Annotated in this window: 13 protein-coding genes; 4 read left to right on the top strand and 9 right to left on the bottom strand. The window is 72.6% G+C overall.

Features of this window, described 5'->3' with window-relative positions:
• Positions 1 to 146 precede the first annotated feature (146 nt).
• Complete coding sequence (locus BX283_RS14330) at positions 147 to 920, bottom strand: adenosylcobinamide-GDP ribazoletransferase (RefSeq protein ID WP_101388008.1); 774 nt, start codon at positions 918 to 920, stop codon at positions 147 to 149.
• Positions 921 to 1,010: 90 nt separating this feature from the next.
• On the opposite strand from BX283_RS14330, the gene BX283_RS14325 reads away from it, so the two are divergent.
• Positions 1,011 to 1,763 carry a hypothetical protein gene (locus BX283_RS14325; protein ID WP_373979169.1) on the top strand — a complete coding sequence of 251 codons (753 nt, stop codon included), beginning with the start codon at positions 1,011 to 1,013 and terminating at the stop codon, positions 1,761 to 1,763.
• Here the strand turns inward: BX283_RS14325 and BX283_RS40615 are convergent.
• The 4 genes from BX283_RS40615 to BX283_RS14305 all read right to left on the bottom strand — a co-directional run bounded on the left by BX283_RS40615 (position 1,712) and on the right by BX283_RS14305 (position 6,638).
• On the bottom strand, positions 1,712 to 2,455 hold the full coding sequence (locus tag BX283_RS40615) for a hypothetical protein (RefSeq protein WP_257582785.1): 744 nt from the start codon (positions 2,453 to 2,455) through the stop codon (positions 1,712 to 1,714). The two genes, BX283_RS14325 and BX283_RS40615, sit on opposite strands and share 52 nt — an antisense overlap.
• Positions 2,452 to 4,218 (bottom strand): phosphatidylglycerol lysyltransferase domain-containing protein, encoded by a 1,767-nt coding sequence (locus BX283_RS14315; protein WP_101388006.1) that lies wholly within the window; start codon positions 4,216 to 4,218, stop codon positions 2,452 to 2,454. Before BX283_RS14315 ends, BX283_RS40615 begins: the two co-directional genes overlap by 4 nt.
• Positions 4,219 to 4,302: 84 nt before the next feature.
• Entirely contained in the window at positions 4,303 to 5,376 is a 1,074-nt protein-coding gene (gene cobT / locus BX283_RS14310; protein ID WP_101388005.1) for a nicotinate-nucleotide--dimethylbenzimidazole phosphoribosyltransferase, read from the bottom strand.
• A 74-nt stretch (positions 5,377 to 5,450) separates the two neighbouring features.
• Positions 5,451 to 6,638, bottom strand: coding sequence for a bifunctional adenosylcobinamide kinase/adenosylcobinamide-phosphate guanylyltransferase (locus BX283_RS14305; RefSeq protein WP_180357152.1), 1,188 nt, complete (start codon positions 6,636 to 6,638; stop codon positions 5,451 to 5,453).
• Positions 6,639 to 6,717: 79 nt separating this feature from the next.
• On the opposite strand from BX283_RS14305, the gene BX283_RS14300 reads away from it, so the two are divergent.
• Positions 6,718 to 6,927, top strand: coding sequence for a hypothetical protein (locus BX283_RS14300; RefSeq protein ID WP_101388004.1), 210 nt, complete (start codon positions 6,718 to 6,720; stop codon positions 6,925 to 6,927).
• An 85-nt stretch (positions 6,928 to 7,012) separates the two neighbouring features.
• Here the strand turns inward: BX283_RS14300 and BX283_RS14295 are convergent, their stop codons facing one another.
• The 4 genes from BX283_RS14295 to BX283_RS14280 all read right to left on the bottom strand — a co-directional run bounded on the left by BX283_RS14295 (position 7,013) and on the right by BX283_RS14280 (position 11,516).
• On the bottom strand, positions 7,013 to 8,116 hold the full coding sequence (locus BX283_RS14295) for a S1C family serine protease (protein WP_101388003.1): 1,104 nt from the start codon (positions 8,114 to 8,116) through the stop codon (positions 7,013 to 7,015).
• Positions 8,117 to 8,204: 88 nt separating this feature from the next.
• The gene (locus BX283_RS14290) at positions 8,205 to 9,935 is read right to left on the bottom strand and encodes an ABC transporter ATP-binding protein (protein ID WP_101392331.1); all 1,731 of its coding nucleotides are present in this window, start codon (positions 9,933 to 9,935) and stop codon (positions 8,205 to 8,207) included.
• A 187-nt stretch (positions 9,936 to 10,122) separates the two neighbouring features.
• Complete coding sequence (locus BX283_RS14285) at positions 10,123 to 10,830, bottom strand: bifunctional 2-polyprenyl-6-hydroxyphenol methylase/3-demethylubiquinol 3-O-methyltransferase UbiG (protein WP_101388002.1); 708 nt, start codon at positions 10,828 to 10,830, stop codon at positions 10,123 to 10,125.
• Between the two features lie 86 nt (positions 10,831 to 10,916).
• Entirely contained in the window at positions 10,917 to 11,516 is a 600-nt protein-coding gene (locus BX283_RS14280) for a DUF3043 domain-containing protein (protein ID WP_101388001.1), read from the bottom strand.
• Between the two features lie 206 nt (positions 11,517 to 11,722).
• Here BX283_RS14280 and BX283_RS14275 point away from each other — a divergent pair, with 206 nt between their 5' ends.
• Both BX283_RS14275 and BX283_RS14270 read left to right on the top strand, forming a co-directional pair.
• Entirely contained in the window at positions 11,723 to 12,592 is an 870-nt protein-coding gene (locus BX283_RS14275; protein WP_101388000.1) for a PspA/IM30 family protein, read from the top strand.
• Positions 12,593 to 12,610: 18 nt separating this feature from the next.
• On the top strand, positions 12,611 to 12,889 hold the full coding sequence (locus BX283_RS14270; protein WP_101387999.1) for a hypothetical protein: 279 nt from the start codon (positions 12,611 to 12,613) through the stop codon (positions 12,887 to 12,889).
• The last annotated feature ends 63 nt before the right edge of the window (positions 12,890 to 12,952 follow it).

The following is a 12,952-nucleotide window of genomic DNA, read 5'->3' as shown; positions in this document are numbered from 1 at the left end:
ATGAACCACCTAGGGGCGCGGGGAACTGCGCGAGCAACCCACCACACACCCGCAGACGAACACCGGGCAGAAAAGGGGCGCGGGGAACTGCGCGGCCAGCCCGCCACCGGCCCGCAGGTGAAGTCCGGCCAAAAGGGCCGTAGGCCTTAGAGCACCGACACGATCAGGGTCGCCGTCACCGCCGCCTCCTCCACCGCGCCGAACACATCCCCCGTCACCCCGCCGAACCGGCGCACACAATGGGCCAGGAGCAGCTGGCCCGCCACCAGGCCGCCCGCGACCGCCAGACCGTGGTGGAGCGCCGCGCCCCACCCCAGCGTCACCCCCGCCCCCGCCGCGCACACCGCCGCGACCAGCACCGCCACCCCCACCGCCGCCCGCAGGGGCACCGCACCCGCCACCGCCGCTCCCAGGCCGTCAGGGCGGGCCGGAGGGACGGCCGGGCGGCAGGTTAGGGTGAGGGCCAGGCGGGCCGTGGCGGCCGCGACCACCGCCGCCACCGCGCCCCGGGCCCAGCTCTGCGCGTACAGCTCGGCGAGGACGGCCACCTGGCCCAGGAGGACGAAGACCAGGGTGAGCACGCCGAACGGGCCGATGTCCGACTGCTTCATGATCCGCAGCGCGTCCTCCGCGGGCTTCGCGCTGCCGAGCCCGTCCGCCACGTCCGCGAGGCCGTCCAGGTGCAGCCCCCGGGTGAGCGCGGCCGGGACCGCGGCCGTGGCGACCGCGGCGAGCAGCGGGCCCGAGCCGAGGAGCAGCAGGAGGCCTCCTACGGCCGCCGCGCCCAGGCCGAGGACCAGGCCCGCCAGGGGGGCCCAGAGCATCCCGGAGCGGGCCGCCTCGCGGTCCCAGCGGGTGACCCGTACCGGGAGCGCGGTGAGCGTGCCGAAGGCGAACCGTATGCCGTCCATGGGATTCATCGGCCGCAGGGTATCCCGCGCGTCACTCCCGGCCCCGCCGGGGTAAATTGCGCGTATTGCGGGTACTCCTCCGATTCAGGGCGGATGGGGATGAGCTGGTTCAACCGGAACTTCGTCGAGCCGGGCAAGCTTCCGATGCTGCTCGCCCTCGCGTCGTTCGTGCTGACCTTCCTCGTCACCCGTACGATCACCCGGCTCATCCGGGCCGGGCGCGGCCCGTTCCGCAACATCAGGCCGGGCGGGATGCACATCCACCACGTGGTGCCCGGGGTGATCCTCACCGTGGCGGGCGGGTTCGGGGCGGTCGGCAGCGGGCGGCAGGGGATCGGCGCCTGTGTCTTCGCGGTGGTCTTCGGCGTCGGCGCGGGCCTGGTCCTGGACGAGTTCGCGCTGATCCTGCACCTGGACGACGTCTACTGGACCGAGCAGGGCCGCAAGAGCGTCGAGGTGGTGGTGCTGACCGCCGCCCTGGTGCTGCTCACCCTCGGCGGGTTCTCGCCGCTCGGCGTCAACGACATGACCCCGCAGGAGCAGCACGACCGGGCGTCGTTCATCCTCACCCTCTGGATCAACTTCTGCTTCGTGCTGATCGCGCTCTTCAAGGGCAAGTTCCGGCTCGCCATCATGGGCACGCTGGTCCCGTTCGTGGCGCTGATCGGCGCCATCCGGCTCGCCCGGCCCGGCTCGCCGTGGGCCCGCCGCTTCTACCGCAAGCGGCCCAGGGCCCGGGCCCGCTCCGCCATGCGGGTCTACCGGCACGACCGGCGCTGGACGCGGCTGCGGCGCCGGGTTCAGGACTTTATCGGCGGTGCCCCGGACAGGCTGCCGGTGCGCCGCCCCTGAGCGGCGCGGTCGCGGCGGCGCTTCTGGCGTACCGAGGTGATCCAGCACAGCACGCCCACCGCGACGATCGCCGCGATGTGCTCCTTGCCCGCGAGGTTGTCCTTGAGCGCCACCTCGCCGGCCATCGAGGCGGTCACGACCCCGGCCGTCCAGTACGCCCGGTAGCGCCAGCACACGTACACCGCGAGCCCCACCACCGCGGCCGAGGGGCCGGTGTCGACCATCTTGGCGTCCGAGGCGGGCAGCCCCAGGACGCTGTCGGGGCCGAGGGCGATGCCCACGCGCGCGTACATCGTCCCGGCCAGCGTCGCCGTGTACGCGATGAGCAGGGTGTGGCGGCGGCCGATGCAGATCTCCGCGATCCCGAACACCAGCAGGAGCTGGGCGAGCGCGCCCCAGACCGGCAGGTCCAGGGCCGGGACGAAGAGGGAGAGCGGGGTGCGCAGCAGCGAGATCCACAGCGCGTCCTCGGCCTTGACCGAGCCGATCACCTGGACCGGCCGGAAGCCCCACGGCTGGCTCTGGACGATCTGGAACAACGATGTCAGCGCGACCGCGCCGAGCGTCATGGGGACCGCCCGCCAGCGCTGGGTGGTGAGCGCGTAGCGGACGGCCAGGTGGAGCGGACCCCACTCCCGCCGGACGAACCGACGTACTGGTCCGTTGCCGGTCAGGGAGCGGGGACCCCTCACCTCTGGGACTCCAGGTGCTTGCGGTGCAGCCACTTGGGCAGCCCGGGAGCCTCCAGGAAGCCTTCCGCGCGCGCGGCCGCGATACCGATGCGCGGCAGGTCGGCGGACTTCTCGAAGAGCATGAAGCGGGGCTCCCAGATCGGTCGGTACTTGGCGTTGGCGCGGTACAGCGACTCGATCTGCCACCAGCGGGAGAAGAAGCTGAGCAGCGAGCGCCACAGCCTCAGCACGGGCCCCGCGCCGAGCTTCGAGCCGCGTTCGAAGACGGAGCGGAACATCGCGAAGTTCAGCGAGACCTGGGTGATCTGGATCTCCTTGGCGCGCTGCAGGAGCTCGATGACCATGAACTCCATCAGGCCGTTCTCGGAGTCCCGGTCGCGGCGCATCAGGTCGAGGGAGAGCCCGTTGGGGCCCCACGGCACGAAGCTCAGGACGGCCCGCAGGTCGCCGTTGCCGTCGGTGCACTCCAGCATCACGCACTGGCCGTCCGCCGGGTCACCCAGACGGCCCAGGGCCATGGAGAAACCGCGCTCGGTGGCGCCGTCGCGCCAGTCGTCGGCCTTGCGCAGCAGTTCACTCATCTCATCGGCAGGGATGTCCGCGTGGCGGCGGATCCTCACCTCGTACCCGGCACGCTTCACCCGGTTGTACGCCTGGCGCACGGTCCGCATGGCGCGGCCGTCCAGGGTGAAGTCGGCGGTCTCCACCAGCGCCTCGTCGCCGAGTTCGAGCGCGTCCAGGCCGTGCCGGGCGTAGATGGTGCCCGCCTCCTCGCTGGCGCCCATCACCGCCGGGGTCCAGCCGTGCTCACGCGCCTCGGCCAGCCACGGCTCGATCGCGCCGGGCCACGCCTCGGGGTCGCCGATCGGGTCGCCGGAGGCCAGCGACACACCGCCCACCACCCGGTAGGCCACGGCGGCCTTGCCGGTGGGGGACCAGATGACGCTCTTCTCGCGGCGCAGCGCGAAGTAGCCGAGCGAGTCGCGCTCGCCCTGCTTGTCCAGGAGCGCGCGCAGCTTGTCCTCGTCCTCGACGGTGATCGGGTCGACGGCCTTGCGGTTGCGGAAGGCCGCGTAGATCACGGCGATGAGCAGCAGTGTGGACAGGACGTTGATGGTGACGTCGACCCAGCCCGGGGTGTCGATCCCGGTGATGTCGTGGTCGTCCGGCACCAGCGAGACGAGCCGCATCACGCCGTACCGCCAGCGGCCCAGGAACGTGGAGTGCTGGCTGCCCTCGTACGTGTTGGTCACGGTGACCAGGAGCGTGGCCAGCAGCGAGGTGACCAGCAGCCCGACGCCCGCGACGACGGCCGCGAGCCGGGGGTTGGAGCGGTCGCCCTTGGCGTAGAACTCCCGGCGGCCGAGCAGCAGCGCGAGCACGAAGGCCGCTGTCAGGACCAGCGACACCCAGTTCTGCGCGTGCCCGCGGAGCTCCGGGAAGACCATGACGAACGCGAACAGCAGCAGGACGAGCCCGCCGAGCACGAGGTTGAGGATCCAGGCGGCCCGCTTGCGGCGGCGCATGGTGACCGCGAGGAACAGCGTGACCACGCCCGAGGCGAATCCCGCGTCCAGCAGGTACGGCGTGAAATAGTCGTCCGTGTTGTGACGCCGAAGGTCCTGGCCCAGCGAAACCCACACGGCGCTCAGGAAGTTGATGAACGTCACGGCGCGCAGATACCAGACGGCGAATGCCGCACTGCGTCGCGACCGGACGGTACTCCGGTTCAATCCTTCGGTGGTCAAGCGGACTTCTCCCATGAAACGCGATCATATGGGGCATGGACATCGCGCCTCATGGCCGGTCACAGCCGCGGCCGGGGCGATGCCCGGCCGCGCCGCGACTCAGTCTTCGGCGCGATCCCCCTCGGTCTCCGCGCGCTCGGGCAGCTCCGCGGCAAGGGCGGCGGCGGCCTGCACGAGGGGGAGCGCGAGCAGGGCCCCGGTTCCTTCACCGACAGTGACGCCGTGATCGAGCAGAGGGTTGAGTGCCATCCGGTCCAGTGCCTTGGACTGGGCCGGTTCACCGCTCAGCTGACCTGCCAGCCACCAGTCCGGAGCCCGGAAGGCGGCCCGCTGGGCAACGAGCGCGCAGGCCGAGGAGACCACCCCGTCGAGGATGACCGGCATTCGGCGCACCGCGCACTGAAGCAGAAAACCGGTGGTCGCGGCAAGGTCGGCACCGCCCACGGCCGCCAGCAGCTCCAGCTGGTCGCCCAGAACCGGCCGTGCCCGGCGCAGCGCGTCCCGGATCGCCGCGCACTTGCGCATCCACGCCAGGTCGTCGATCGTCGCCCCGCCACGCCCCGTGACCACGGAGGCGTCGGTGCCGCAGAGCGCCGCGATCAGGGTGGCCGCGGCGGTGGTGCCGCCGACGCTGAGGTCGCCGAGGACGACCAGGTCGGTGCCGGAGTCGGCCTCCTCGTCGGCGATACGCATCCCGAGGCGTACGGCCGCCTCGGCCTCCTCCACGGTCAGCGCGTCCTCGATGTCGATCCGCCCGCTGCCGCGCCGCACCCGGTGCCGTACGACGTCCTCGGGCAGCAGCTCCGGGTCGCAGTCCAGACCCGCGTCGACGATCCGTACGGAGGTGTTCAGACGGCGGGCCAGTACGGAGACCGGGCCCGCGCCGTCCAGGACCGACCGCACCAGGGTGTGCGCGGAGCCCGCCGGGCGGGCCGAGACGCCCAGCTCGGCGACGCCGTGGTCGCCCGCGAAGAGGATCACGCGCGGGTGCTCGATGGGTTTGACGGGAACCGTGCCCTGCGCGGCGGACAGCCACTCGCCCAGCTCGTCGAGCCGGCCGAGCGCGCCGGACGGCACGGTCAGCCGCTCCCGGCGTTCCTCGGCGTCACGCCGCACACCGCTGTCGGGGCGTTCGATCAGATCGGAGAAGTCGTCGAGATTCAGCCTGCTCATTCGCCGAACAGTACCGGCAGTGCGGGGCCGCCCCGCGGGTGGTGCGGCAAGATCGGGCCCCGCGGCCCGTCCGCTCAGCCGCGCAGCACCAGCGCCTGCCCGGCGACCACCAGGAGCACGTGCTCGCACTCGCCCGCGACCGCCGTGTTGAGCCTGCCGAGCTCGTCCCGGAACATCCGTCCGGCGCGCGTCGCGGGCACCACCCCGGAGCCCACCTCGTTGCTGACGAACACCACGGTCCTGGAGGTCGCGCGGACCGCCGCGACCAGCTCGGCCACCCGCTCCCGCACCGCCTCCGGCAGCTTCTCCTCCTCCCACGCCCCGGCCCGGTCCATCGCGTCCGTCAGCCACAGCGACAGGCAGTCCACGAGCAGCGCGGGCCCGGGCGAGGCGAGCAGCGGCACCAGGTCGCAGGTCTCCTCCGTGCGCCAGGCTCCGGGCCGCCGCTCGCGGTGCAGCCCGACCCGCGCCGCCCACTCCGGATCGCCCTCCCGGGTGCCGCCCGTCGCCACGTACACGACCTCGGGGAAGGCCTCCAGACGGCGCTCGGCCTCCACGGACTTGCCCGAGCGGGCCCCGCCGAGGACCAGCGTGCGGCGCGGCAGGTCGGGCACCGCGTGGTACTCCCCGACGATCAGCGTCGTCCCGTCCGGCACCGCCCGCGCCCCGGCCGCCGCCAGCCTCCTGGCCAGCTCCCGGCCGGGCGGCACGTCGTGGTCCACGTGCGCGGCCACCACATCGGTGGCGGGCCCCACGGCGCCCGCCGCCCGCAGCCGGGCCAGCGCGTCCGGCCGCCCCAGGACGTCGCAGACCACCATGTCGTACGGGTGCGACGCCCCGGCCATCCCCGACGGCGCGCCCCCGGGCGGCAGATACAGCAGCCGCTCGCCCTCCGGGGAGGTCACCTCGTACCCGGTGCCCGGCGCGTCCATCGGCACGGCCCGCACCCGGTGTCCGCTGATCAGCGTCAGGACCCGGCCGTCAGGGACCCGCCCGGCCGACGGGAGCCCGGGGGGCAGCTCCACCGCGGGCCCGTCGTGCGGATGGGTGAGCAGGACCTGCCGCACGCCCGTGAGCGAGTGCCCGGCCCGGGCGGCGGCGAGCGCCGCCCCGGGGGTCAGATCGAGCAGCAGGGCGCCGTCGACGAGCAGGGCGGTCGCGGCGCGCGCCTGGTCGCCGCGGGCCGAGGCGCACGCGGCGCAGGGGCAGTCGGGGCGCGGCAGCCCGGCGGGGGCCCCGGTGCCGAGGAGAGTCAGTTCCACGAAGACGATCCTCCCGCGTCACCGCGGGCGGTGCGCGCCCGGCTACGCTGCGGGCAGCAACGTGACCCGGGAGGCGCACATGGCGTGGACGTGGCGATTCGAGAAGTCCGACGGGACGGAGGTCGAGCCGGCGGTGGCACCGGAGGAGTTCACGACCCAGGGCGACGCGGAGTCCTGGATCGGTGAGGTCTGGAAGGACCTGCTGGAAGGCGGGGCCGACCAGGTGCACCTCTTCGACGACGGCAAGAAGATCTACGGCCCGATGAGCCTGCACGCCGACGCGTCCTGACGCGCGGACGCACGGTGGCACGAGACGGCGCCCGCGGACCTCTTCGGTCCGCGGGCGCCGCCGTGCGCTCCCCGCGCGGGGGCGCTCAGATCTCGCCGAGGGTGACCTGGGCGGTCTTCACCGAGCCGCCGCGCGTATAGGTCACCTGGACGGTCTGGCCGGGCTTGGCGGCGGCCAGCGCCTCCGACAGCGAGGTGATGGTGCTGATGTCGGTGTCCCCTAGCCGGGTGAGGATGTCCCCGGCCTTCAGCCCCGCCTTGTCGGCCGCCCCGCCCGCCTTCACCTCGACGATGGCGACGCCCGCGGGCTGGTAGTCGGAGTCGACGAGGGTACGTCCGGTCACGCCGAGGGCCGCCCGGCCCGAGTCGGTGACCTTGCCGCTCTTGATGATCTGGTCCGCGACCGTCTTCACCATCGAGACCGGGATGGCGAAGCCGATGCCCGGGGCCGCGCTGCCGCCCATGTCCGGGTCGGTCGCCGCCAGTGTCGGGATGCCGATGATCTCGCTGTCCAGGTTGACCAGCGCGCCGCCGCTGTTGCCCGGGTTGATCGCCGCCGACGTCTGCACCATGTTGCCGATGGTGGCGCCGGTGCCGCCGCCCGCGCTGCTCTCGGTCACCGTCCGGCCGGTCGCCGAGACGATGCCCTGGGTGACGCTGCTGGACAGGCCCAGCGGCGAGCCCATGGCCAGCACGATCTGGCCCATCGCGACCTTCGTGGAGTCGCCGAACCTGGCCGGTTTGAGCCCGTTCGGCACCGAGTCCAGCTTGATCACCGCGAGGTCCTGCTCGGGGTAGGCCGCCACCAGCCTGGCGGCGATCGCGCCGCCGCCGGTGGCGGTGGACACCTTGAAGGTGTTCTCGCGGCCCACCACATGGGCGTTGGTGACGATGTGCCCCTGGGCGTCGTAGACGATCCCGGAGCCCAGGCTGTCGGCCGCGTCGATCTGGACGACCGACGGCAGTACGTCCTTGATCACCCGCTCGTAGTCGGCCTGGAGGCCGTTGCCGTCCGCCCGGTGCGGCGCCTGGGCCTGCTTCGGCGCGGCCACGTTGGCCTGCGCCGGGGAGGAGTGCGCCGCGTCGGAGCCGGAGCCGGAGCAGCCGGCCAGCAGGGCGGCCGCGGCGAAGGCCGCCGTCACGGGGAGCAGCAGCCGGCGAACCCGGCCGCGGGTCACGGATCCATCCATGGCCGCAGTATTGCCCCGGCCCCGGCGCACTGCCTCCCACGACGGTCCGATCAGGTCGGACGCGTCACCCGCCCGTGAAGTGGCCGGATCACGCCGTCGCCAGGAACTGCGTCGCCGCCAGCTCCCCGTACAGCGGATCCCCCGCCACCAGCTCGGCGTGGGTGCCCACCGCCCGTACCTTCCCCGCCTCCATCACTACGATCCGGTCCGCCAGCGTCACCGTCGACAGCCGGTGCGCCACCACCAGGACCGTCGTCTCCCGGGCGGCCTCGGCCACCACGTCCCGCAGCGCCAGCTCGTTGACCGCGTCCAGCTGCGAGGTCGCCTCGTCCAGGAGCAGCAGCCGGGGCCTGCGCAGCAGCGCCCGCGCGATGGCCACGCGCTGCCGCTCGCCGCCCGACAGCTTCGAACCCCGGTGCCCCACCACGGTGTCCAGACCGTCCGGCAGCCGCTCCACCAGCGCGTCCAGCTTCGCCCGTACGAGGACGTCGGCGATCTCCGCGTCCGTGGCGTCCGGGGCGCCGAAGACCAGGTTCTCGCGGACGGTCCCGGCCAGCACGGGGGAGTCCTGCTCGACATAGCCGATGGTGGCGCGCAACTCGGCCAGCGGCCAGTCGCGCACATCCCGGCCGTCGATCAGGATCCGGCCGCCGGTCGCCTCGTAGAACCGCTCGACCAGGCCGAAGACGGTCGTCTTGCCCGCCCCCGAGGGCCCCACGAAGGCGGTCATCCCGGCGCCGGGCACCTCGAAGGAGACGCCGTGGTGGACGTACGGGAGGTCGTCGCGGTAGCGGAAGGTCACCTCGTCGAACACCACGGAGGCGGGCCCGGTGCGCGGCGCGGACGCGGCGGCGGCCCCCCGGTCCTCGGTCTCCAGCCGCTCGGCCTCCTCGATCCGGGCGATCGCGGCCGAGCCCACCTGGTACTGGGTGGCCGCCTGCACCAGCTTGGAGACGGGGTCGATCAGATAGAACAGGAACAGCAGGAACGCGACGAGCGTCGAGACGGAGATCGCGCCCGAGGCGACCCGCGCGCCTCCGATGCCGAGCACCGCCAGGAACGACACCTGCACGGCGAGCCCGACCGAAGTCCCGGCCACCGACTGCCACTTGGCCGAACGCACCCCGTGCCGCCAGGCCTCCTCGGCCGCCGCGTCCACCACCGCCGTCTCGCGCTCCTCGGCGCCGGAGGCCTTGACCGTGCGGAAGGCGCCGAACGCCCGCTCCAGGACGGTGGATATCTCGGCCACCGACTCCTGGGCCCGCGCGGTCGCCCGGGAGATCTGCGGCATCACCATGGCCACCGCCGAGCCGATCAGGACGATCACGCCGAGCGTGACGCCGAACAGCACGGCGTCCATGTACGCCATCATCGCGATCGTCGCCAGGAAGGTGAGCCCGCCGGTGGCGGCCGAGACCACGGACTGGGTGGTGACCGCGCGCAGCAGGGTGGTGTCGGAGGTCACCCGGGACATCAGGTCGCCCGGGGGCAGCCGCTCGACCTCGGGCAGCCTCAGCCGCAGCAGCCGCCCGATGAGGGTGCGCCGGGCGGCGAGGACCACGGACTCGGCGGTGCGCTCCAGGACGTACGCCCCGAACGACTCGACCACCGTGCCCACCACCACGAGCGCGGTGAGCAGGACGAGCACCCCCGCGATCGGCTCGTCCCCGCCGAGCCGGTCCACCAGGGCCTTGGCGGCCAACGGCTGGGCGAGCCCGGTGGCCGCACCCGCCAGGGTCAGCAGCGCCCCGAGGGCGACGGTGCCACGATGCGGCCGAAAGTGCCGGTAGAGAGCCCGCCAGGTGTCCCGGGCGGGCATCTTGGCGGGGGAGTCGTCAGAGGTCACCTAGGGAGGACGCGAAACGCCCGGCCTCACCTGAGCCCCGAGGCCGACGACTTGGGCCGCCGCCTGCCGTTCCGGGCCGCCCCTAGGGGCGCGGGGCTGTGGCATGTGCGGCTCCGCCGCGTGGGCGCGACCAGCCACAGACGGCTCGCAGCCGACCCGACTACCCCCGCACCCCACACAGATGAAGCAGCGCCGCGACCCGTCGATAGGGATCGGTACGCCCCGCCTTGTCCTCAGCCGCCAGCAACCGGTCAAGCTCATCGGCCGCAGGCAACTGCACATCATTGGACACGTTGTCCGTGAAGACCCGCACGCCGTACCAGGCGTGCAGCGGCGCCGCGATGCCATCCAGCGTCCGCGTCAACGTGTCGAGCCGATCGGCCCGAACGGACAGCCCGAGCCGGTTCGTATACGCGTCGGTGTCGAAGGACGAGAGCGCGCCGCCCCAGTCCCCCGCGAGACCGGGCCGCATGGCCAGCGCGTCCGCGTTCCGCACGAGCAGCGAGAGCAGACCGCCGGGGGCCAGCATCCGGGCCAGGCCCGCCAGCATCGCGTCCCGCTCCTGGACGTACATCAGCACGCCGTGGCAGAGCACCACGTCGAAGGAGCCGGGCAGGAAGTGCACGCCGGTCTCGTTGCCGTCGCCCTCGATCAGGCGGACCCGCTCGCGGATGCCCTCCGGCTCGGTGGACAGCGCCTCGCGCGCCACCCTGAGCATCTCGGGGTCGGACTCCAGGCCGGTCACCGTGTGCCCGGCCCGGGCCAGGCGCAGGGCCTGGGTGCCCTGGCCCGTACCGACGTCCAGGACGCGCAGGCGCTGGCCGACCGGGAAGCGGGCGGCTATCTGCTCGTCGAGCTGACGGGCCACGAGCTCCTGGCGCACGGTGTTGCGCAGCCCGCCCAGACCCTTCAGCCAGTTGCCGGAGGCGCCGCTGAAAGCGGCGACGTCCGTGCTCAGGGTCGTTCCCCGCGCTTGACGGCCGGCTTCGGCAGACGCAGTCGGCGCATCTGGAGCGTACGCATCAGGCCGTACGCCACCGCGCCCTTGGTCGGCTCGTCCTGGAAGCGCTCCTTGAGCTGCCTCTTGAGACGGAACGCCAGACCGATGGAGTCGACCACGATCAGCACGATCACGGCGAGCCACAGCAGCAGCGCGATGTTCTGCAGGCTGCCGATCCGGACCATCGAGAGGACCAGGATGATCACGGCGAGCGGCAGGAAGAACTCGGCGATGCAGAACCGGGAGTCGACGTAGTCGCGCACGAACTTGCGCACGGGACCCTTGTCGCGGGCCGGCAGATAGCGCTGGTCGCCGTTGGCGAGCGCCTCGCGCTGCTTGGCCAGCTCGATACGGCGGACCTCGCGCTGACGCTTGGCGGCCTCCTTGCGGTCGCTCGGCACGGTCGACGCCCGACGGCGCTGGGTCTGGGCCTCACTGCGCTTGGGCGTGGGCCTGCCCTTGGGGGCCTCGGGGTCGCGGGGCTGCTTGGAGAGGTCAGCCGTCACCTTGTCGGTGGCCGGGGCCTTCTCTTCCTTGGAACGGCTACGGAACACAAAGCCCAAGGGTACGGGGTCGCGCGCATGGACCACAGGCCGGTGGAGAACGATCCCGCAACGCCTTGCGTCCCCAGGGGTGTGGACGGGCGCGTTCGCGGGAAGTAAGGGCGCGGTCCCTGAGCGTCACCTACTCCTTGCGCCGGAGCGGGCGGGGACGCAGTCGTCCTTGCGGATGACCGCATCGGCGTCCGAACAGTGCGGTAATGGATGCAGGGCCCGTACTGTGGGTTCTGTTGCAGCAGCTGGAGCTGGAGTCCGTCAGAAGGGGGCGCGCGAAGCCCATGAGCGGTGTCATGAAGCGTATGGGGATGATCTTCCGCGCGAAGGCGAACAAGGCCCTTGACCGGGCCGAGGACCCGCGCGAGACCCTCGATTACTCGTACCAGAAGCAGCTTGAGCTGCTCCAGAAGGTGCGCCGCGGAGTCGCCGACGTGGCGACCTCGCGCAAGCGGCTCGAACTGCAGCTGAACCAGCTCCAGAGCCAGTCCACGAAGCTGGAGGACCAGGGCCGCAAGGCGCTGGCGCTCGGCCGCGAGGATCTGGCGCGCGAGGCGCTGACCCGCCGCGCCTCCCTCCAGCAGCAGGTCACCGACCTGGAGACGCAGCACCAGACCCTGCAGGGCGAGGAGGAGAAGCTCACCCTCGCGGCCCAGCGGCTCCAGGCCAAGGTCGACGCCTTCCGCACCAAGAAGGAGACGATCAAGGCGACCTACACGGCGGCCCAGGCGCAGACCCGGATCGCCGAGTCCTTCTCGGGCATCTCCGAGGAGATGAGCGACGTCGGCATGGCCATCCAGCGGGCCGAGGACAAGACCGCGCAGCTCCAGGCGCGGGCCGGCGCGATCGACGAGCTGCTCGCCTCCGGCGCCCTGGACGACCAGTCCGGCCTCCAGAAGGACGACCTCCAGGCCGAGCTCGACCGCATCTCCGGTGGTACGGATGTAGAGCTGGAACTGCAGCGGATGAAGGCCGAGCTCACCGGCGGTACGTCGGGGCAGCAGGCCATCGAGGGCGGCACCGCCGGCCCGCAGGACCGTCCGCAGCAGCAGACCCCCCGCTTCGACAAGCAGTAGGGCCAAGGAGGAGTCGCCATGATCGTACGGATCATGGGGGAGGGCCAGGTGAAGCTGGCGGACAGCCACTTCACCGAGCTCAACAAGCTGGACGACGAGCTGCTGGAGGAGATGGAGGCGGGCGACGAGGAGGGCTTCCGTCGCACGCTGGGGGCGCTCCTGGACGCGGTGCGCCGTCTGGGCGAGCCCCTTCCGGACGACGCCCTGGAGCCGTCGGAGCTCATCCTCCCGGCCGAGGACGCGACGCTCGACGAGGTCCGGCAGATGCTCAGCGACGACGGGCTGATCCCGGGCTGAGTGCTCCGCCGGCGCCCGAGCCGTACGTATCGCGGCCCCGCGCCCCTGAAGGGGCGCCTTGCG

The organism is Streptomyces sp. TLI_146 (assembly GCF_002846415.1).
Taxonomy (GTDB): domain Bacteria; phylum Actinomycetota; class Actinomycetes; order Streptomycetales; family Streptomycetaceae; genus Streptomyces.
This window is presented reverse-complemented; position numbering and strand designations above follow the sequence as displayed.

Bases quoted from the DNA above. Each gene is read 5' to 3' on its own strand.
- BX283_RS14270 (WP_101387999.1), top strand. From the start codon at position 12,611: ATGATCGTACGGATCATGGGGGAGGGCCAGGTGAAGCTGGCGGACAGC.
- BX283_RS14275 (WP_101388000.1), top strand. From the start codon at position 11,723: ATGGATGCAGGGCCCGTACTGTGGGTTCTGTTGCAGCAGCTGGAGCTG.
- cobT (WP_101388005.1), bottom strand. From the start codon at position 5,376: ATGAGCAGGCTGAATCTCGACGACTTCTCCGATCTGATCGAACGCCCC.
- BX283_RS14295 (WP_101388003.1), bottom strand. From the start codon at position 8,116: ATGGATGGATCCGTGACCCGCGGCCGGGTTCGCCGGCTGCTGCTCCCC.
- BX283_RS14290 (WP_101392331.1), bottom strand. From the start codon at position 9,935: ATGCCCGCCCGGGACACCTGGCGGGCTCTCTACCGGCACTTTCGGCCG.
- BX283_RS14300 (WP_101388004.1), top strand. From the start codon at position 6,718: ATGGCGTGGACGTGGCGATTCGAGAAGTCCGACGGGACGGAGGTCGAG.
- BX283_RS14325 (WP_373979169.1), top strand. From the start codon at position 1,011: ATGAGCTGGTTCAACCGGAACTTCGTCGAGCCGGGCAAGCTTCCGATG.
- BX283_RS14315 (WP_101388006.1), bottom strand. From the start codon at position 4,218: ATGGGAGAAGTCCGCTTGACCACCGAAGGATTGAACCGGAGTACCGTC.
- BX283_RS14330 (WP_101388008.1), bottom strand. From the start codon at position 920: ATGAATCCCATGGACGGCATACGGTTCGCCTTCGGCACGCTCACCGCG.